This is a genomic window from Erwinia sp. JUb26 (genome assembly GCF_003751505.1).
Lineage (GTDB): Bacteria > Pseudomonadota > Gammaproteobacteria > Enterobacterales > Enterobacteriaceae > Erwinia.
Window position 1 is genome coordinate 125,741 of record NZ_RJVB01000010.1, and the last position, 18,952, is coordinate 144,692.

Consider the following 18,952-nt stretch of genomic DNA (forward strand, 5'->3'; position numbering starts at 1 on the left):
GTTGTTTTTTTGACCGCACTGGCGCACGGAATGAGAAAGAAAGTGCAAAGCATCCCGCCTACCACTATTCTCTGCGCGACGCCAGATTAAGCCAGGTTTTACTTTATCGATAAGCGTAAATATTTCAGTACGTTATTAGATTTAACCACGCTGGCAGACATAAATAAAAACAAGTATCACGAGGAAGAGTATGGAACATCAGCAGGGCGAGACGCTGCATCGCGGGTTAAAAAACCGCCACATTCAGCTTATCGCATTAGGCGGCGCCGTCGGTACCGGCCTGTTTCTGGGCAGCGCATCGGTCATTAAATCGGCCGGACCCGCCGTTATTCTGGGCTATGCCATCGCCGGTATTATTGCCTTTCTGATTATGCGTCAGATGGGTGAGATGATCGTTGAAGAGCCGGTAGCCGGCAGCTTCAGTCACTTTGCGCATAAATACTGGGGCCCGTTTGCCGGGCTGGCATCCGGCTGGAACAACTGGGCGCTGTACGTACTGGTCGCCATGGCCGAACTGACCGCCGTCGGTAAATATATTCAGTTCTGGTATCCCGAAATCCCCACCTGGGTCAGTGCAGCGGTGTTCTTTCTATTGATCAACGCGATTAACCTGACCAACGTAAAGGTCTTCGGCGAGCTGGAATTTTGGTTCGCGATCATTAAGGTCGTTGCGGTCGTCGCAATGATTGCCTTTGGCTGCTGGCTGCTATTCAGCGGCAACGGCGGCCCACAGGCGACGGTCAGCAACCTGTGGGATCACGGCGGTTTTATGCCGAACGGCCTGCACGGGCTGGTGATGATGATGGCGATCATTATGTTCTCATTCGGCGGGCTGGAGATGATTGGCCTGACCGCAGCGGAAGCCGAGAACCCGGAGAAGAGCATTCCGAAAGCCATTAATCAGGTGCTGTGGCGTATTCTGATCTTCTATATCGGTTCACTGACCGTGCTGCTGTCGCTGATGCCGTGGGTTCGCATTTCGGAAGATACCAGCCCGTTCGTGCTGATTTTCCACGAGCTGGGTGATGCGTTTGTCGCGAATGCGCTGAACGTGGTGATCCTGACCGCTGCCCTGTCGGTGTACAACAGTTGCGTTTACAGCAACAGCCGCATGCTGTTTGGTCTGGCGCAGCAGGGTAACGCGCCGAAGGCGCTGATGAAGGTCGATCGTCGTGGCGTGCCGGTGAACGCCATTCTGATTTCCGCCGCCGCCGCCGCTATCGGCGTTCTGATCAACTATCTGATGCCGGGCGAGGCATTCTCTCTACTGATGTCGCTGGTCGTTTCCACGTTGATCATTAACTGGGCGATGATCAGTCTGGCGCATCTGCGTTTCCGCAAGCGCGCTAACCAGCAGGGGATTGAGCCACGCTTTAAGGCGCTGTTCTATCCGTTCGGCAACTGGCTGTGTCTGGCCTTTATGGCCGGTGTGCTGGTGATTATGGCGATGACGCCGGGGATGGCGATTTCCGTGTGGTTGATTCCGGTGTGGATTGGCATTCTGGCGATCGGCTATGCGTTTAAGCGCCGTTCGGTGAAGATTTAATTCATTTCAGGGGATTGGTTATCTCTGGGATAACGGTGGCAATGCTGACAGGTTAATGCTGCTGGTGATCTCTGGGATAACGATGGCTGCGCTGACAGGTTAATGTTGCTGGTGATCTCTGGGATAACGGTGGCGGCGCTGACTGGCTGCTGCCCCTGCCGGGCGGGTCCTCGCGCCGCTTTGCGGTGCCTTCACTTCGCTCGTCAGCCTGACGGACCGGTACAGACGCGCGTCCTGCGCGGCTGTCCCTTTAGCCCACTTCCCTGTGGGCGAATCCTGGCTTCCTCTCTCCGTTCAGCGCTGCGGATTGCCCGTTCGGGGCAGCAGCCAGTCCGCTTTCTGATATCGGTATTGCCTGATATAAAGATCGGTCCGTTCGCAGGCTTTTCTCCTTGTCCATTCCGCACTGCAATTAGCTCCCGGGGAAGCAGACAGACCGATTTTTGATGTCAGTTTTGCCTGAGAATAAGATCGGTTTTTTCGCGAACTCAGCGTCTTTCACCAATCTGCGGAATGGTTAACCAAGTTGGACAGAAATCAGTTCACTTTCAGATATCGAGATTGCCTGACGAACAGGTAAATCTGGTCACAAGCTTGTTCCCTTTTCCCTATTCCCTTTAGTGCCGTGGATAGCCCGTTCGGGTCTGCAATCGGTCGCTTTCTAGTATCGGTATTGCCTGATAAATAGATAGCAGCCGAAAACACCACCCAAGCTCACCAGAAAAACCGCCCCTCTCTTTCCATTACTTACAGCGAGTGATTGAGTCAAAGGGGAACCCGCCTCTGCGGCGGCCGGGTAATCCGCAGCGCTGAGGCGCAGGCAGCAGGACCGGAGAGCCTGGCAGGGATGCCGGGCTCAGGCCTGGCGCGGGCAGGACGCCCGCTCCGGGCCGATCCGCAAGACCCGAAGCCGAAGACGAAGGCACCCTGCACAGCAGGGCGCGAGGACCGCCCGGCAGCCGCGGAGACGGGTTCCCGATCTCCCAACCACCAGCCAACCCTTACGCAAAGCCCGATGCCGCAAAGCCGGCATCCGACCCTCCAGCCATAAGAGAATGTTATTCGTCATTTGCACCAATTTGTGACAAAACATAGACAGTAAAAAATGAGACAGCACGCTGATTTTTTAGTCATTTCTGCGTGTGTAGAGCAGAAAGCGAGTGCAAACCTCTGCGCTTAGCACTATTCTCTTCCTGAGGCTACGTTCTGGCTCATATTTACTCACACAACAATCGTAAACTTTTCGAAACAGCATGGCGACAGGGCCTGCTGAAAAGACGAAAAAATAATAAAACATCATGAGGTTAGACATGGGACAACAGCAGGGCGAAACGCTGCACCGTGGCCTGAAAAACCGCCACATTCAGCTGATCGCGTTGGGCGGGGCCGTGGGTACCGGCCTGTTTTTGGGAAGTGCGTCTGTTATTCAATCGGCCGGGCCTGGGGTTATTCTGGGTTACGCGATTGCCGGGTTTATCGCATTTTTGATTATGCGCCAGCTGGGAGAGATGGTTGTGGAAGAGCCGGTCGCCGGTTCATTCAGCCACTTTGCCTATAAGTACTGGGGTAATTTCGCCGGTTTTGCCTCCGGCTGGAACTACTGGGTACTGTACGTGCTGGTTGCCATGGCCGAACTGACGGCCGTCGGAAAATATATTCAATTCTGGTATCCGGAAGTACCAACCTGGATGTCCGCCGCCGCCTTCTTTGTGCTGATCAACGCCATCAACCTGACCAACGTGAAAGTGTTCGGCGAGATGGAATTCTGGTTTGCCATTATCAAAGTGGTTGCGGTCATCGGCATGATTCTGTTTGGCGGCTGGCTGCTGTTCAGCGGCAACGCGGGTCCGCAGGCTACCGTACGCAACCTGTGGGAACAGGGCGGCTTCCTGCCCAACGGCTTTAGCGGCCTGGTCATGATGATGGCGATCATTATGTTCTCCTTCGGCGGTCTGGAACTGGTGGGGATAACCGCGGCAGAAGCGGATAATCCGGAAACCAGCATTCCTAAAGCCACTAACCAGGTGCTGTGGCGCATCCTGATCTTCTATATCGGTTCACTGGCCGTGCTGCTGTCGCTGCTGCCGTGGACACGCGTCACCGCCGATACCAGCCCGTTCGTGCTGATCTTCCACGAGCTGGGCGACGCTCTGGTGGCTAATGCGCTGAACGTCGTTATTCTGACCGCCGCGCTGTCTGTGTATAACAGCTGTGTGTACTGCAACAGCCGCATGTTGTTTGGTCTGGCTCAGCAGGGCAATGCCCCTAAAGCGCTGCTGAAAGTTGACAGCCGCGGCGTGCCGGTGATTTCGATTCTGTTCTCCGCTATCGCCACCGCACTGTGCGTACTGTTGAACTATCTGATGCCGGGCGAAGCCTTTGGCCTGCTGATGGCTCTGGTGGTTTCAGCTCTGGTGATCAACTGGGCGATGATCAGCATGGCGCACATCAAGTTCCGCCGTAAGAAAGATCAGCAGGGTGTGAAAACCCGCTTCCCGGCGCTGCTCTACCCGCTGGGTAACTGGATCTGCCTGCTGTTCCTCGCGGGTATTCTGGTGCTGATGGCAATCACCCCGGGCATGGCGATTTCCGTCTGGCTGATCCCAGTATGGATCTTGATTCTGGCCATCGGCTACTGGCTGAAGAATCGCTCTCAGAAAGCCTAATCTGTGCGGGCAAAACGCAATCAGGCCAGCATAAGCTGGCCTGATTTTTTTCTACTGTATCCTCTGCCGTTTCCGGCCGGTCCCTAGACCAGCGTACCGTAAATCGTCAGTAACGCGACCACCACCACCAGCACCAGCGACACCTTCTTCGCCAGCGATACCGCCAGCCGTGGCGTTTCAACCTTATCCGTATGCGGGTCACGTGCCAGCGAGAACTGGGCCAGACGAGTCAACACCTGATATTGCGGCGTGTGGCGATCGCCCAGTGATGCCAGCCAGGCGGGCAATGCACGCTCGCCGTGCCCCAGCAGCGCGTAAGCCACACCGGCCAGACGCACAGGGATCCAGTCAATCCAGTGCAGCAGCGCATCCACGCCGGACTGGGAACGGATAAGCGGAGCCCGCTGCCGCGCCAGCCAGCTTTGCCAGGCGCGCAGGAAAGCGTAACCCACCAGCAGCACCGGCCCCCACGGACCGCCGACGACAAACCAGAACAGCGGCGCAAGATAGAAGCGATAGTTAATCCACAGCAGCGCGTTCTGTAGCTCGCCGAGATACTCACGCTCGCTGCACTCGCCCGGCACACCGTGGATCAAGGTCAGTTCTTCCGCCATCGCATCGTGCGCATGCACATCGTTCTGGCTGGCAGCCTTAAGATAGGCATGATAGTGAAGACGTACCGAGCCCGCTCCGATGCACAGCAGGCCAACGAGGATCCAGAAAAGCAGCTGCGGCACGCCGAAAAACCAGCCTTTCAGAGCCAGCATCACCGCAGCGACTACGGCCATCACCAGCACCGTCATCAGCAGGGTTCGCAGCAGAGAGAAATGCTTCAAACGACGAAACACCGGCATCAAATGATGATCCAGCTGCCAGTGCTCGCCCATTTTAAACAGACGCTCCCATCCGAGAACCAACAACAGGCTAAATAACGTCATGCCTTAACTCCCCTCTTTTTGACCCTGGATTGGCTGCGCCAGAGCGGTGCGGAATCGGGCCCAGTCGAACGCCGGGCCGGGATCGGTTTTACGCTGCGGTGCGATATCGCTGTGCCCGGTAATATTCAGGGCCATGGCCGGATACTCAGCAATCAGCAGCTGGGTAACGGCATGCAGCGAACGGTACTGCGCATCGGTGTAGGGCAGCGTATCGGTGCCCTCGAGTTCAATACCGACTGAAAAATCATTACAGGCATCACGCCCCTGATAATTTGACACGCCAGCGTGCCAGGCCCGCTGCTGAAACGGGACGTACTGCACCACTTCCCCGTCGCGACGGATCAGGCAATGGGCGGCAACCTGCAGATGACTGATATCGGCAAAATAAGGATGTGCGGTGGGATCGAGCTGGCCGGTGAACAGATCGTCAATCCACGGGCCGCCAAATTCGCCGGGCGGCAGACTGATGTTGTGGATCACCAGCAGCGAGGGTTTTTCATTGTCCGGCCGCTGGTTGAAATGCGGCGACGGTACCTTTCTGGCCTCGGTAATCCAGCCCTGTTGCAACTGCATGCCCTGCTCTCCTGTCATCAGAATTCCCTCAGATTAGCATGATTTATTTTGGCGCTGGCAAACTTCTCACCGCGCGTTTCCCACGCAAAAAATATTTTCATTTTTCTGCATCCGTTTCTCATCGCCGAACGTAGATAGCACTGTGAGGCAAATACGCCTTCTCTTATCCGAGGAATTCAGCATGAAAACTATCATTCGTTCTGCTCTGTGTGCGTCTTTCCTGTTTAGCGCTGCCGCTCTGGCTGAGATGTCACAAAACACCGTGATGGTGGGGGGAGCGGCGATGTACCCGTCTAAAAACATCGTTGAAAATGCGATGAATTCGAAGGATCACACCACGCTGGTTGCCGCCGTTAAAGCCGCCGGGCTGGTCGATACATTACAGGGCCCGGGGCCTTTCACCGTATTTGCTCCCACCAATGCGGCGTTCGCCAAACTGCCGATGGGCACCGTGGATACGCTGCTGAAACCTGAAAATAAGAGCAAACTGACCGCCGTGCTCACCTATCACGTGGTGGCCGGGAAATACGACATGAAAGCGCTGGAGAAGAAGGTCAAACAGGGCCATGGCCGTGCCGAGCTGAAAACCGTTAACGGCGCGTCGTTATGGGTAATGCAGAATGGGCCACACAACCTTCAGCTGAAAGATAATCAGGGCAACGTCGCGAACATCAGTACCTATGATGTGCAGCAGAAAAATGGCGCAATCGACGTTATTGATACGGTGCTAATGCCATAACGTTAAAAAGCGTCTATACACTGTGCAGGGGGAACGCATTGTTCACCTCTGCACCTCTTCAGGACGGTTCATGGCGGAAGAATCAATCGACAGTCAGGTTTTACTGATTCGGGCAGTGGCGGCCGGTGACAAACGCGCTTTCGAAGCGCTTTACCGCAGCTACTCACCCTATCTGTTTGCCATCGCGTTACGTCTTTTGCATCGGCGCGGCTGGGCCGAAGAGGTGCTGCACGACAGTTTTCTGACGCTGTGGCAGCGGGCTGACACCTTTGATCCAACGCTGAGCGCGCCCAAAACCTGGCTTACCAATATTGTTCGCCATCGCGCTATTGATTATCTCCGTTTGCAGGACAACCGCGTTCTGGAACTGGACGATGAAAATGATACGGTAGCGGGCGAAAATGAGCACGATCATCCCCCGACAACGACCGAGTCACGCAGGCTGTTGACCTGCATGGACGCACTCCCCGCTGAACAGCGGCAAAGTGTTGTTCTGGCTTATCACCATGGGCTGTCGCACAGTGAAATCGCGCTGCATCTGCAACAGCCTGCCGGTACCGTTAAAAGTTGGATCCGCCGGGCCTTAATGCATTTAAAAGGCTGCGTGGGCATATGAAAACCAAACACGATTTCGATTCCGCCCTTGCCGCAGAGTTTGCACTCGGTACGCTACGCGGTGCGGCTCGCCAGCGTTTTATGCGGCGTATCGAACAGGAACCCAAACTGGCGGCAGAAGTCCGCCGCTGGCAAAACGCGCTGGCCGAGCTGGATCGGGAAGTGATCCCGGTCGCCCCGCCGGAAACGCTGTGGCCGCGTATTTTGGGCGAACTGCCCGCGGAGCCGCAGCACAACGCGTTGTCGCCTACGCCTGTCGGACAGCCGGTAAAAATACCGCGCAGCACCTGGCCGATGTGGCTTGGCTGGGGCCTGGCGGCCTCGTTTGCTGGCGCACTGCTGTATACCCAGTTAGTCCCTGCACCTGCGCCCCCTCAGGCCATCGCCGTTCTGAGCAACAGCCAGCAACAGGGGATCTGGGTTATCGGCATTAACCCGGCACAAAACAGACTAACCGTGCAGACGGCAGTACCACCGGCTATCGGCACTGACCATAGCCTGCAGCTCTGGCTGATCCCGCCAGGCGGCAAGCCGCAGTCGTTAGGGCTGTTGGATGTCTCAGGCAATCGTCGGGTAGACATCGCCCCACTTCAAGCGGGTGCTCTTCCAGTCCTCGCTATCAGTCTGGAGCCGCCGGGCGGTTCACCTACCGGCCAGCCAACAGGTCCCGTCCTGTTCAGCGGTAAAATATCTCTGCTGTAGAAGACGACTCTGCTACTGGAATGGCCAACCGTTCCAGTAGGATCTCGCGCAGGCGCTCCGCAGCAGGATTCAGCTCTTCTGCAGAATGCAGCGCCATGCCCAGTTCACCCAGTGGTGGCAGCAGCGAATGCTCCATTATCCGCAGCCCGGCAGGCAGACCGAAACGACTGCGCAGCGTAATGCCCAGCCCGGCCGACGCGGCGGCCCAGATACCGCTCAGGCTCCTGCTGGTAAAAGCGATCCGCCAGGGGATAGCCGCGCGGTCAAGCGCATCAATGGCGCAGGTGCGCATCAGGCAGGGCGCATCAAACAGCAGCAGCGGCAGCGTCTCCTCCCCCGTAAGCCAGCGCGCCAGATCGGCATCGGAGCGCCCAATCCAGTGCAGCGGTACGGCAGGCAACGCCTGCATTGATCGCGTATTTTCTTCCCCCTGCCAGCACAGCGCCAGATCAAGTTCACCCTGGCGCATCGCCTGCAGCAGTTCAGTATTGCGGCCAATGCGGGCGGATACCTCAACCTGCGGAAAAGCGCGTGAAAACTGCCCCAGTAGCTCCGGCAGCAGTGCCTCACCAAAATCCTCCTGCAGCCCGAGGCTTACGCTGCCTGCAAGATGACGGCCGTTCAACGCATTGACGGCCTCGTCATTGAGCGCCAGCAGGCGGCGACCATAGGCCATGAGCAGTTCACCGTGGGCGGTCAGTTCCAGCCGACGTCCGGCTTTTTGCAACAGCGGCAGGCCACTTTGCTGCTCCAGCTTTTTCAGTTGGGCGCTGACCGCCGACGTCGAACGATTGAGCCGTACGGCAGCCAATGCAAAGCTGCCCAGCTCGATACCGGTTACCAGGCTGCGCAGCGCCTCAAGGTCAAAAGTCACGCGTCTTATTTGCGACATAATCATCCTGCTTTTCGGGATTGTTAATCCAAATATATGCGATTTTTTAAATGATTACTTCCCCCTATGCTGGCATTAACCCATCACCACCCACAGGGAGTTACTATGCCTCATTCTCTTACTCGCGACGATCTGGCCGCGGTTTCGCCGCGATTTGCTGCGATTACCGAAGAAATACTGTTTGGCGATATCTGGCAGCGCAGCGAACTAAGCCGACGCGATCGCAGCCTGATCACCGTTGCCGCATTGATTGCCGCAGGCCGCCACCAGCAGTTGCCGTGGCACCTGAATTTTGCCGGTGAAAATGGCCTCAGCCGCGATGAACTGACTGAAGTCATCACCCATCTGGCGTTCTACTGCGGCTGGCCCGCAGCCGCCACTGCGCTCGGTCATTTACATTTTCCGGAGGAATAACCATGCCCTTTACCCGTATCGCCCTGCCCGCCGGAAAAACCGCGGAGTTTCGCCAGACGCTTTCAACCCTGCTGCATGAGACGCTGGTCGATGAATTTGATGTGCCGCAGGATGACTGCTTCCAGCTATTTGATGAATACGCCCCGGGAATGCGCATTTACCCGCGTCACTATCTCGGCGGCCCGCGTTCAGAGGGATTCATCTGGTTCCATATCACCGCAGGCCGGCCACGCAGTCTGCAGCAGAAACATCGCTTTTATCAGCATTTTGCCCGGCGGCTCGCTACCGAGTTGGCGGTGCGGCCGGAAGATGTGATGATAACGTTGAGCTTTAGCCAGCCAGAGGACTGGTCATTTGCCAGCGGCAACCCTTTCAACTGGCCACAGGAACAGCCGTTATGATCGCCATGCAATATCGCTTTCGCCTGCCCTCTGACTACGACATGACCATTATCGAAAATCGCGTGCGGGAAAACGGCCACCGGCTGGATAATTTCCCCGGCCTCGTTCTGAAAGCCTGGTGCTATACCAGCAGCAGTGACACACATACAGCCAGCGAACCGCTCTACGCGCCGTTCTATTTGTGGCAGGACAGCGCCAGCATGGCCGCTTTTTTACAAAGCGACGGGTTTAAAAAACTGGTAACGGACTTCGGCAGGCCCGCTATCGACTGCTGGCCGGTGTTGGAATATCGGCCAGGCAGCAACCTGCAACACTCTGCCTTTGCCCGCCGCGAGATCGTACCGATTACCTCATGCAGCGATTTAAGCCATATCGGCAGCATGTCCGTTCCGGCAGCCGGTATCACCCGCATCCTGGCCTGGGATGTCCGGCAGTGGCAGCGGGTCTGTTTTGAGCTTAGCGACCTGCCGTTTGACGATGCCCCGGGCGCGGAACGCTATCGGGTTGGGCATATCTCCCTGCCTGCACGTTCATAAAAGGGCGTTAAAACCCGGGCTTTATTCTTCCGGCAGGAGAAGCGAAGAAAATGTCGGGACGCAGACCCGCAGATGGCTGACAAACGGGGGAAAAACAGGCTAGCATGGCGATATCTGTTACCCGACCTTTTCGGAGTTAAATCATGACATCCCGCCGTTACGATCCCGATAATCGCCGTATCGAGTTGATGGAGCGTATTGAGGACGATATTCCCCCTGCCGTCGCGCAGGCACTGCGTGAAGATCTTGGCGGCGAAGTCGATCCCTGCAAAGACATCACAGCTGGCCTGTTGCCAGAAGATACTCAGGCTCACGCGGTGGTAATCACCCGCGAACCGGGGATCTTCTGCGGCAAACGCTGGGTTGAAGAGGTGTTTATCCAGCTGGGTAATAAGACGCAAATTACCTGGCACGTTGCCGACGGGGATACGCTTACCGCCGACCAGACGCTGTTTGAGGTTAGCGGCCCGGCGCAGCTGATCCTCACGGCGGAACGCACCGCGCTGAACTTCGTTCAGACGCTGTCCGGTGTGGCAACGGAGGTCAGCCGATACGTTACTCTGCTGGAAGGCACGCATACGCAACTGCTGGACACGCGCAAAACGCTGCCGGGGCTGCGCACCGCGCTGAAATACGCCGTGCTGTGCGGCGGCGGTGCCAACCATCGCCTGGGCCTGTCCGATGCATTCCTGATTAAAGAGAACCACATCATCGCCTGTGGTTCGATTGCTAAAGCGGTTGAAAAAGCCTTCTGGCTGCATCCGGACGTTCCGGTGGAAGTCGAAGTGGAATCCCTTAACGAACTGGAACAGGCACTGAACGCCGGTGCAGACATCATCATGCTGGACAACTTTACCGTCGAGCAAATGCGCGAAGCCGTTGCCCTGAGCAATAACCGCTCGTTGCTGGAAGTTTCGGGCAACGTCACCGATGAAACGCTGCGCACCTTTGCAGAAACCGGGGTGAACTACATTTCGGTTGGCGCACTGACCAAGCACGTTCGGGCACTGGATCTGTCGATGCGTTTTCGTTAAGGCCTGTCCTCTTTCCATATTCGCCTCCAGGGTCAGCCTTTAGCGCTGACCTTTTTATTACTGCAATCCCTGCCGAAGAACACCTTGCTGACATGGCGTATATGGCCAGCAGTGAAGAAAGATACGCCTGGCCCCCGTCAAAAATAAGCCCCTGTGTGGCAAACTGCGGCATTCGCCGCAAACCTTTTATGCAATGTTGTCGTCCTGATAAATTGTTATGAATCGGTCACTGAATTACCTGATTTCCCCGTACTCCCTGCATTTTTTCAGGGCTATGGTGCCTCCCTGTTAACCACAAGGAGGTTTACCATGAGCCAGCAGCAGGGATTTACGTTGATTGAATTGATGATCGTTATTGCCATTGTCGCCATCCTGAGTGCGATCGGCCTGCCCGCCTACCAGAGCTATCTACAAAAAGCCGCACTGACCGATATGCTGCAAACGGCTATGCCGTATAAAACCGGCGTTGAACTGTGTGCTATTGAGCACGGCGGCATTACCGGCTGTGACGCAGGTAGCCAGGGCGTGCCTGCAACACGTACATCTCGCTACGTTTCTGCGATGACGGTAAAAGCAGGCGTTGTCTCGCTAACCGGGCAGGAAAGTCTGAAAGGGTTGAACGTGGCGTTGACGCCTCAGTGGGACAGCAACGACGGCTACCTCAACTGGCAACGCAGCTGCACCAGCGACAGCAGCGGATTAAAAGAAGCCTGCGAGGACCTGTTCCGCTTCGATGAGGAACAGAAATAATGACTACCGCCAGCCAGCGAGCCGTTGAGGCGATTTGTCAGCACTATCAGGCTGCCGTTGTTGAGTTCAGCAACCAGCGCCTGCACATTGCAATGGCCGGAACGCCCCCCCACGAGATGATGACCGAATTACGCTTCATCACGCCCGGCGTTATTGACGTGGAATGCTGGCCACAGGCGCGCCTTGAGCAGCATTTACATCGCGGCAGAGAGACCCTGGAAGGCACAGAACGTCGTGCTGAAAGTTCTGATGAAGTCGGCGCAGGCGCAGTGGAAAGAGTCAACCACCTGCTGAATCTGGCGCTGCAGAAACGCGCTTCCGATGTGCATATTGAACCTCAGGAACGCGGCCTGCGGATCAGAATACGGGTGGACGGCGTTTTACAGCAGGTGATGGTCCTCAGTGAGGGCAGCGCACCGATAATAGCCCGGCTTAAAATACTTGCCAACCTGGATATCGCTGAACGGCGCGTCCCTCAGGATGGTCAGTTTTCGCTGGTGCTTGGCGATAAAACCGAGTCTTTTCGGCTGTCGACCCTGCCAAACCGCTTAGGTGAAAAAGCGGTAATCCGATTATTACAGAGCGACGAGCAGGCGATATCGCTGGAAAAACTCGGTATGCCGGCAACATTGCTGAAGCACTATCGCAGCGCGCTTTCTAAACCACAGGGGCTGATTCTGGTGACCGGCCCCACCGGCAGCGGCAAGACGTTTACGCTCTACAGCGGCTTGAGCTGGCTTAATGCCCCCAGCCGCAATCTGTGCAGCGTTGAGGATCCGGTGGAGATCCCGTTAGCGGGAGTCAACCAGACTCAAATTCACACGCGATCGGGGTTGAGCTTCCAGCTTGTGCTGCGCGCACTGCTTCGCCAGGACCCGGACGTGATAATGCTGGGAGAAATCCGCGACGGTGAAACGGCTGAGATCGCCGTAAAGGCTGCGCAAACCGGGCATCTGGTGCTCTCTACCCTGCACACTAACTCCACGACGGAAACGCTGGTGCGTATGGGGCAAATGGGCGTACCCGGTTACATGCTGGCCTCGGCACTCAAACTGATCGTTGCGCAGCGCCTGGTGAGAAAGCTGTGCACGCACTGCCGCGAGCCGGCTGAAGCGCTGGCGCATTTTCCCAGCGATATCTGGCCGGGAACGGTGCAGAACTGGCGGGCCGTCGGATGTGAGCGTTGCTTTTCAGGATATTACGGGCGTCTGGCGCTGTTTGAGATGCTGCCGGTTTTTCCGGCGCTGCAAAATGCCCTTGCGCAAAATGCCAGCCCGGAAGCGCTGGCAAAGTTAGCCCACCAGCAGGGCATGGAGCCTTTGTTCGTCGGCGGTCTGCACTGCGTAAATAGAGGAGAGACAACGCTGGAAGAGCTGACGCGTGTCACCGGAGGGCCGGGATGAATAAGCGCTATTTGTTTCGCTGGCAGGCGATAGACGATAATGGCACCGTCCATAGCGGCTGCGGTTTTGCGGCAGATTCCGGCAAGATCGTTGATGACATCGTCGGGATGAAACAGCTGCCGCTGAAAATTTCCCGTGGCCGCCGTTATCGACCGGGTGACTGGCAGTGGCAGCATAAGATCGCCTTCGTCCGTCAGCTTGCAACGCTGTTAAAAGCGGGAATGCCGCTGGTCGGCAGCCTCCAGTTACTGGCAGAGGGTCATCCCGACTCTGGCTGGCAAGCACTCCTGCTGCGTCTGCAGGAGAGGATCACCACCGGCGAACCCTTTTCAACAGCGTTACAGGAGTGGCCGGAAGTGTTCTCACCACTCTATCCCGCGCTGATTCATATCGGTGAACTGACCGGGGAACTGGATGAATGCTGCCTGCGGCTTGCTCAGCAGCAGGAGCGGCAGCAGTTACTGCAGCAAAAAGTGAAGAAAGCGTTGCGCTACCCGCTGTTTATTCTGGCGGTAGCACTGCTGGTCAGCATTGGCATGCTGGTTTTTGTGCTGCCGGAATTTGTGGCGATCTATCAGACGTTTGATGCGCCGCTGCCCGCCTTTACCGCTGCGGTGATTAGCTTTTCTGCGCTACTACAGTATCAGGCTCCGCTGCTGATGGTACCGTTGATTACCGCAGGCGTGTTTTACCGCCGACAGCGTAAAAATGCGCCGAACTGGCAAAGGGCAGAGCAAAAACTGCTGCTGAAAATTCCGCTATTGTCACCGCTGTATCGGGGCAGCCAGCTTAGCCAGATTTACACAACGCTGGCGCTCACTCAGCAGGCGGGCCTGACATTACTGCAAAGCCTGCAGGCGGTGGAGAAAACGGTCAGTGCGCGGCTATGGCAGGAAGCCATCGTTAAGCTTCAGCAGCATATTGCTGCAGGTAACCCACTGCACCAGGCACTGAAATCCCACGATCTGTTTACGCCTTTGTGCTATCAGCTTGTCAAGGTGGGTGAGGAGTCCGGATCGCTGGATGCCCTGTTGGCGCGGCTTGCGAGCTGGCATGAGGCCCAAACCCATCAGTTGGCCGATACGCTTGCGGCGGCACTGGAACCAATGATGATGGTGGTGATTGGCGCCATCGTGGGAGCACTGGTGGTGGCGATGTATCTGCCGGTGTTCCGTCTTGGGGATGCGCTGGGCTGAACGGCCCCACAAACAACGTGGGTCCGTTCGGCTTCGGCAGCTAGCGGTTAAAAACGCGGTTTTCCTGCTCGGCAACGCGAATGAAGGTCGTACGCTTGGTTAACTCCTTCAGCCGTTCTGCACCAACGTAGGTACATGCTGAACGCAGTCCACCAAGGATGTCACGAGCGGTCAGCTCAACCGGGCCACGCAGCGGCAGCTTAACCGTTTTGCCTTCTGCCGCACGATACTGTGCTACGCCGCCAACGTGGCGCTTCATTGCAGACTCAGAGCTCATGCCGTAGAACAGCATAAACTGCTCGCCGTTCTCTTCGACAATTTCGCCCTCGCATTCATCGTGAGCGGCGAGCATACCACCCAGCATAACGAAGTCCGCACCGCCGCCAAAGGCTTTAGCCACATCGCCCGGCACTGAACAGCCGCCATCGCTAACGATTTGCCCGCCCAGGCCGTGCGCGGCATCGGCACATTCAATAACGGCGGAAAGCTGCGGATAACCCACACCGGTTTTTACCCGTGTGGTGCAGACGGAGCCAGGTCCGATGCCCACTTTTACAATATCGGCTCCGGAAAGGATCAGTTCCTCCACCATTTCACCGGTGACCACATTGCCGGCGCAGATCGTTTTACCGGGGCAGGCTTCGCGTGCGCGTTTAAGAAACGTAACAAAATGCTCTGAGTAACCGTTAGCAACGTCAATGCAGATGAAGTTCAAATGTGGCGAAAGGGCGAGGATCTGCTGGAGTCGGATGAAGTCGTCTGCGGAGGTGCCGGTCGACACCATAACGTGTTGCAGTACCGACTGCGGTACCCGGGCGATAAACTGGCGCCACTGCTCAACGCTGTAGTGCTTATGTACCGCCGTAAGAATATCGACAGAAGCCAGTGCTTCCGCCATGCTGAAGGTACCAACGGTATCCATATTTGCGGCAATGATCGGTACGCCTGACCAGGCAATACCCGAATGCTTGAAGGTAAACTGACGTTCCAGTTCCACCTGAGAACGGCTTTGCAACGTTGAACGCTTAGGCCGGATAAGGACATCTTTAAAGCCTAACTTGATATCTTCTTCAATACGCATAACGATTTTCCTGGTTTATGGCGTTGATTCAGAAACGACCCATTAATGGGAGCGATCTCCGATCACAGGCTGAATGCCAGTTCCAGTGACGTTATCATACGCGCTAAAAACGCGCCGACAAGACTGCGAAACATGAAATATTTACGCTACAATCCGGTAAATATACCTGAATAAATCTCTTGTGATCTGTGCCTCATATTTGCCGTCTTCCGTACGGAAAAACCCCGGTAACGTTGCAGATGCGCAGTGACAGGACAGCGAGAATAAAGTCTATGCCTTATACCGTGGCGCTGACCGGAGGAATCGGCAGTGGAAAAAGTACCGTGGCGAATGCCTTTGCCCGGCTGGGTGTTGACATTATTGATGCCGATATCATTGCCCGGCAGGTGGTTGAGCCGGGTCAACCCGCGCTGTTAGCCCTGCATAAAAGATTTGGTGATGATGTCCTGCTACCGAATGGTGCGCTGAACCGCGCCGGGCTGCGTCATATCATTTTTAGCTCTGCCGAAGAGAAAAATTGGGTTAACAATTTGTTACACCCTCTTATCCACGCAGAGACGCAACGACAGTTAGCATTAGCACATTCTGCATGGTGTTTGTGGGTTGTCCCGCTACTGGTAGAAAATGGACTGCAACGCCTGGCTGACCGGGTTTTGGTTGTTGATGTGGATCGAGAAACTCAGCTGATCCGCACTATGGCTCGCGACAGTATCAGTCGCGAACAGGCTGAAAACATTTTGGCTGCCCAGGCTTCACGCGAAGCGCGCCTGGCGGTGGCTGATGACATTATTGATAACAGCGCGTCACCGGATGAGGTGATAGCGCGCGTTGCCCTACTCAACCAGCGCTACAGCGCACTGGCTACGGCAAGCGATCGGGATTAACAGCATGAGCACAACGGTTCTTTTTGAATATCCACTGAATGAAAAAATGCGCACCTGGTTACGGATTGAGTTCTTACTCAAGCAGCTGTCCGCCAGCCAGAATATTGTTGACCATCTGGGCGCACTGACTTTTTTTCGCAATGCGGCGGAGTTGCTGGACGTTTTTGAACGCGGTGAGTTAAGAACCGAAATTTTGAAAGAGCTGGAGCGGCAGCAACAAAAGCTGCGCTCATGGGCTGAGCTGCCGGGTGTAGATATCACCCTGGTCAATGCGCTGAGCAGCGACCTCAGAAAGCGCAACGATGCGCTGATGGCGGCACCGCGTATGGGGCAGACGCTGCGTGAAGACAGAATGATTGGACTGGTCCGTCAGCGTTTAAGCATTCCCGGCGGATGCTGTAGCTTTGACCTTCCCACATTGCATATCTGGCTGCACGTTGATCAATCGGTACGCGATCGTCAGGTAAGCCTGTGGCTAAGTTCGCTGGACCCTATTCGCTCTGCGCTTACCACCATTCTTGATTTGATTCGCCAGGCCGGGATTTTCCGTAATCACACCAGCCTGAATGGCTTCTTTCAGGACAACGCAGAAAACGCCGATCTGTTGCGTTTACAGTTAAGGCTTGAGGATTCACTGTATCCTCAGGTTTCCGGCCATAAGAGCCGTTATGCTATTCGCTTCCTGCCGCTGGACAGTGAAAATGGTGAAGTTCCTGCCCGTCTCGATTTCGAGCTGGCCTGTTGTTAAGGTTATAAAATGAATGATGTAACGATGGTGGATTGCCCGACCTGCGGTAAGCAGGTAGTTTGGGCCGAACAAAGTACCTGGCGCCCTTTCTGCAGTAAGCGCTGCCAGCTAATTGATTTAGGTGAATGGGCCGCTGAAGAGAAATATATCCCCAGCCATCGCGACATGAATGACAGCGATGACTGGAGCGAACAGCAAGACGAATTTCGGTAACGGTTTAATTCATGGCCCGTTTAAAGCGACCTGCGTTCATGCGCTGGCTTTCAGACGGGCAATCACTTCGGCATTGGCCGGAGGAAATTCTTCAGCCACTAGTTCACTCTGGGCAATCCAACGCTGTGGCTGTCCTTCCCTGCCATAAGGCTCACCCAGCCACTCTTCCACAATAAAAAATTCAATTGTCACGTGCCGATCGTCAAATTGATGCTTTATTGTCATAAAGGGTAGAAAACTAACCGCATCAATCCCCACCTCTTCATTCAGTTCACGCTTTAATGCCTGTTCGGCCGTTTCGCCCAACTCCAGTTTCCCACCGGCAAACTCCCATTTATTCGCCATATGAGAATCAGCCGAACGCTGAGTCAGAAAAATACGCTTCTGTGCGTCGCGTATAATGCCCACAGCAATATGCAGATACTTCATCATTGTCACTCTGATAGAAAGATAAGTTTAAACATTAGCATTTACCGTGGTGTATCCGCAACACTCCTTTCACTCCTACTACGGAAACTCACTGTCCATAAAGCATTCAGCTTTAAGATAAGTCCTGCGTTATTAAATTCCCCCACAGGCAGTCTTTAGAATTAAAAAACTCGTTAAAGCTTACAACCCACAGGGTATGGAACCATCAAGACAAATGATTAATATCAATATTTTCGTTTTTAATTTGTTATTAATAAACATTATATTTTCTCTATTAATTTCTTCAAAAACAACAGGATAAGAGAATTAATTTATTATTAATCATACCTTAATAACTTTACCCCGTTGCAAACAGCACCTCTTAAAATTAGCATTATTGCCATTGAAAACACCAAATAATAAGGATTGAAGAATGTTTAGCACTGAAGAATGCATAGAAATACTTAATCACGACATGCTGGAGTTATCAGAAGGCGTATTCATTGACTGCAACAACAACACGCTTGAAATATCAGCACGAAAGCAGAGCATTGCTCTGAATGAATCACAAAAACGTTTATTTGTATGTCTTCTAAAGAAAGTTTACACCAAGCGGGATATTATCAATATTGTATGGTACGAAAATCACCAGCGGATAAGTGACAATAACTATCATCAACTGACGTTTCAACTCAGGGCTTTGTTAAATCGTAATAAACTTCCCGCTAACTTGCTGGTTACCGTACCGTATTACGGTTTAAAATTAAATGAGAAACAGTGGGGAATCCTTGCAAAACCCCACACTGAGGACTTTACATCATTAAAACAGGGAACATCCCTAAACGATCCAATAACTGATACCGACAATGCCGTGAAAAATACGGTAATGAACACAGAGAATGTTAAACACAGCGGTATTTCATTGACGGAAAAATTTATGCGGCATCCTTATTTTACTCAATCGTCTATTGCACAGAATGCCTTCATCCTGTGTATGTTTGTGGCTCTGGTTATGTTTATCTGACAAAGCGGATGTAAAGACGCAGAGAAACTGCGGGCAGGCTTCCATAACCATCATTACACCAGCACTGAGACTGTACGAGACTGATAAATGGCGATAGCCTCAAACAGCGTTAACGTGAATCGATACTCGCACGTTACGAACGTACCGTAGCAGTTGCACCCAGTTACAGGCTGCTCAGATAACAGGTAA

At 54.6% G+C, this 18,952-nt stretch carries 21 protein-coding genes; 16 read left to right on the forward strand and 5 right to left on the reverse strand.

Annotation, left to right across the window (positions count from 1 at the left end; all coding sequences use genetic code 11):
* Window positions 1-190 precede the first annotated feature (190 nt).
* Together aroP (EC836_RS22175) and aroP (EC836_RS22180) are read left to right on the forward strand one after the other, a co-directional pair.
* Window positions 191-1,546 (forward strand): aromatic amino acid transporter AroP, encoded by a 1,356-nt coding sequence (aroP, locus tag EC836_RS22175; protein WP_123337183.1) that lies wholly within the window; start codon window positions 191-193, stop codon window positions 1,544-1,546.
* 1,310 nt (window positions 1,547-2,856) lie between these two features.
* The gene (gene aroP, locus EC836_RS22180; protein ID WP_123337185.1) at window positions 2,857-4,212 is read left to right on the forward strand and encodes an aromatic amino acid transporter AroP; all 1,356 of its coding nucleotides are present in this window, start codon (window positions 2,857-2,859) and stop codon (window positions 4,210-4,212) included.
* A gap of 83 nt (window positions 4,213-4,295) precedes the next feature.
* Here the strand turns inward: aroP (EC836_RS22180) and ampE are convergent, their stop codons facing one another.
* A complete protein-coding gene (gene ampE / locus EC836_RS22185; protein ID WP_123337187.1) occupies window positions 4,296-5,150 on the reverse strand; it encodes a beta-lactamase regulator AmpE in 855 nt (284 codons plus the stop codon).
* A gap of 3 nt (window positions 5,151-5,153) precedes the next feature.
* Entirely contained in the window at window positions 5,154-5,723 is a 570-nt protein-coding gene (gene ampD, locus EC836_RS22190; protein ID WP_123337189.1) for a 1,6-anhydro-N-acetylmuramyl-L-alanine amidase AmpD, read from the reverse strand.
* Window positions 5,724-5,904: 181 nt separating this feature from the next.
* Between ampD and EC836_RS22195 the strand changes: the two genes are divergently transcribed.
* From EC836_RS22195 to EC836_RS22205, 3 genes are all read left to right on the forward strand, one after another.
* Window positions 5,905-6,462 (forward strand): fasciclin domain-containing protein, encoded by a 558-nt coding sequence (locus EC836_RS22195; protein WP_123337191.1) that lies wholly within the window; start codon window positions 5,905-5,907, stop codon window positions 6,460-6,462.
* A 70-nt stretch (window positions 6,463-6,532) separates the two neighbouring features.
* Complete coding sequence (locus EC836_RS22200; protein ID WP_123337193.1) at window positions 6,533-7,078, forward strand: RNA polymerase sigma factor; 546 nt, start codon at window positions 6,533-6,535, stop codon at window positions 7,076-7,078.
* Entirely contained in the window at window positions 7,075-7,779 is a 705-nt protein-coding gene (locus EC836_RS22205) for an anti-sigma factor domain-containing protein (RefSeq protein WP_123337195.1), read from the forward strand. The genes EC836_RS22200 and EC836_RS22205 overlap by 4 nt, the downstream gene beginning before the upstream one ends.
* On the opposite strand, the gene EC836_RS22210 is transcribed toward EC836_RS22205, so the two are convergent.
* Window positions 7,754-8,671, reverse strand: a complete 918-nt coding sequence (locus EC836_RS22210) for a LysR substrate-binding domain-containing protein (protein WP_123337341.1) — start codon at window positions 8,669-8,671, stop codon at window positions 7,754-7,756. The genes EC836_RS22205 and EC836_RS22210 overlap by 26 nt on opposite strands.
* Window positions 8,672-8,776: 105 nt before the next feature.
* Here EC836_RS22210 and EC836_RS22215 point away from each other — a divergent pair, with 105 nt between their 5' ends.
* The 7 genes from EC836_RS22215 to hofC all read left to right on the forward strand — a co-directional run bounded on the left by EC836_RS22215 (window position 8,777) and on the right by hofC (window position 14,405).
* Window positions 8,777-9,085: a carboxymuconolactone decarboxylase family protein gene (locus tag EC836_RS22215; RefSeq protein ID WP_123337197.1), complete on the forward strand. Its 309-nt coding sequence runs from the start codon at window positions 8,777-8,779 to the stop codon at window positions 9,083-9,085.
* 2 nt (window positions 9,086-9,087) lie between these two features.
* Window positions 9,088-9,486, forward strand: a complete 399-nt coding sequence (locus tag EC836_RS22220; RefSeq protein ID WP_123337199.1) for a tautomerase family protein — start codon at window positions 9,088-9,090, stop codon at window positions 9,484-9,486.
* The gene (locus tag EC836_RS22225) at window positions 9,483-10,022 is read left to right on the forward strand and encodes a DUF4865 family protein (protein ID WP_123337201.1); all 540 of its coding nucleotides are present in this window, start codon (window positions 9,483-9,485) and stop codon (window positions 10,020-10,022) included. Before EC836_RS22220 ends, EC836_RS22225 begins: the two co-directional genes overlap by 4 nt.
* Window positions 10,023-10,165: 143 nt before the next feature.
* Window positions 10,166-11,056 (forward strand): carboxylating nicotinate-nucleotide diphosphorylase, encoded by an 891-nt coding sequence (nadC, locus tag EC836_RS22230; protein ID WP_123337203.1) that lies wholly within the window; start codon window positions 10,166-10,168, stop codon window positions 11,054-11,056.
* A 309-nt stretch (window positions 11,057-11,365) separates the two neighbouring features.
* Window positions 11,366-11,806 carry a prepilin peptidase-dependent pilin gene (gene ppdD / locus EC836_RS22235; protein ID WP_123337205.1) on the forward strand — a complete coding sequence of 147 codons (441 nt, stop codon included), beginning with the start codon at window positions 11,366-11,368 and terminating at the stop codon, window positions 11,804-11,806.
* Window positions 11,806-13,209 (forward strand): type II secretion system protein GspE, encoded by a 1,404-nt coding sequence (gspE, locus tag EC836_RS22240; RefSeq protein WP_123337207.1) that lies wholly within the window; start codon window positions 11,806-11,808, stop codon window positions 13,207-13,209. Before ppdD ends, gspE begins: the two co-directional genes overlap by 1 nt.
* On the forward strand, window positions 13,206-14,405 hold the full coding sequence (gene hofC / locus EC836_RS22245; protein ID WP_123337209.1) for a protein transport protein HofC: 1,200 nt from the start codon (window positions 13,206-13,208) through the stop codon (window positions 14,403-14,405). The genes gspE and hofC overlap by 4 nt, the downstream gene beginning before the upstream one ends.
* A gap of 40 nt (window positions 14,406-14,445) precedes the next feature.
* Here hofC and EC836_RS22250 read toward each other — a convergent pair whose 3' ends face one another.
* Window positions 14,446-15,486: a GMP reductase gene (locus tag EC836_RS22250; RefSeq protein ID WP_123337211.1), complete on the reverse strand. Its 1,041-nt coding sequence runs from the start codon at window positions 15,484-15,486 to the stop codon at window positions 14,446-14,448.
* Window positions 15,487-15,758: 272 nt separating this feature from the next.
* Here EC836_RS22250 and coaE point away from each other — a divergent pair, with 272 nt between their 5' ends.
* The 3 genes from coaE to yacG are packed head-to-tail and all read left to right on the forward strand — an operon-like array spanning window position 15,759 to window position 17,331.
* Window positions 15,759-16,370, forward strand: coding sequence for a dephospho-CoA kinase (gene coaE, locus EC836_RS22255; RefSeq protein WP_123337212.1), 612 nt, complete (start codon window positions 15,759-15,761; stop codon window positions 16,368-16,370).
* A 4-nt stretch (window positions 16,371-16,374) separates the two neighbouring features.
* A complete protein-coding gene (gene zapD, locus EC836_RS22260; protein WP_123337214.1) occupies window positions 16,375-17,118 on the forward strand; it encodes a cell division protein ZapD in 744 nt (247 codons plus the stop codon).
* Between the two features lie 9 nt (window positions 17,119-17,127).
* Window positions 17,128-17,331: a DNA gyrase inhibitor YacG gene (gene yacG, locus EC836_RS22265; protein ID WP_123337216.1), complete on the forward strand. Its 204-nt coding sequence runs from the start codon at window positions 17,128-17,130 to the stop codon at window positions 17,329-17,331.
* A gap of 36 nt (window positions 17,332-17,367) precedes the next feature.
* Here yacG and mutT read toward each other — a convergent pair whose 3' ends face one another.
* Window positions 17,368-17,760, reverse strand: coding sequence for an 8-oxo-dGTP diphosphatase MutT (gene mutT, locus EC836_RS22270; RefSeq protein WP_123337218.1), 393 nt, complete (start codon window positions 17,758-17,760; stop codon window positions 17,368-17,370).
* 412 nt (window positions 17,761-18,172) lie between these two features.
* On the opposite strand from mutT, the gene EC836_RS22275 reads away from it, so the two are divergent.
* Window positions 18,173-18,763 (forward strand): hypothetical protein, encoded by a 591-nt coding sequence (locus tag EC836_RS22275; protein ID WP_123337220.1) that lies wholly within the window; start codon window positions 18,173-18,175, stop codon window positions 18,761-18,763.
* Window positions 18,764-18,952 lie beyond the last annotated feature (189 nt).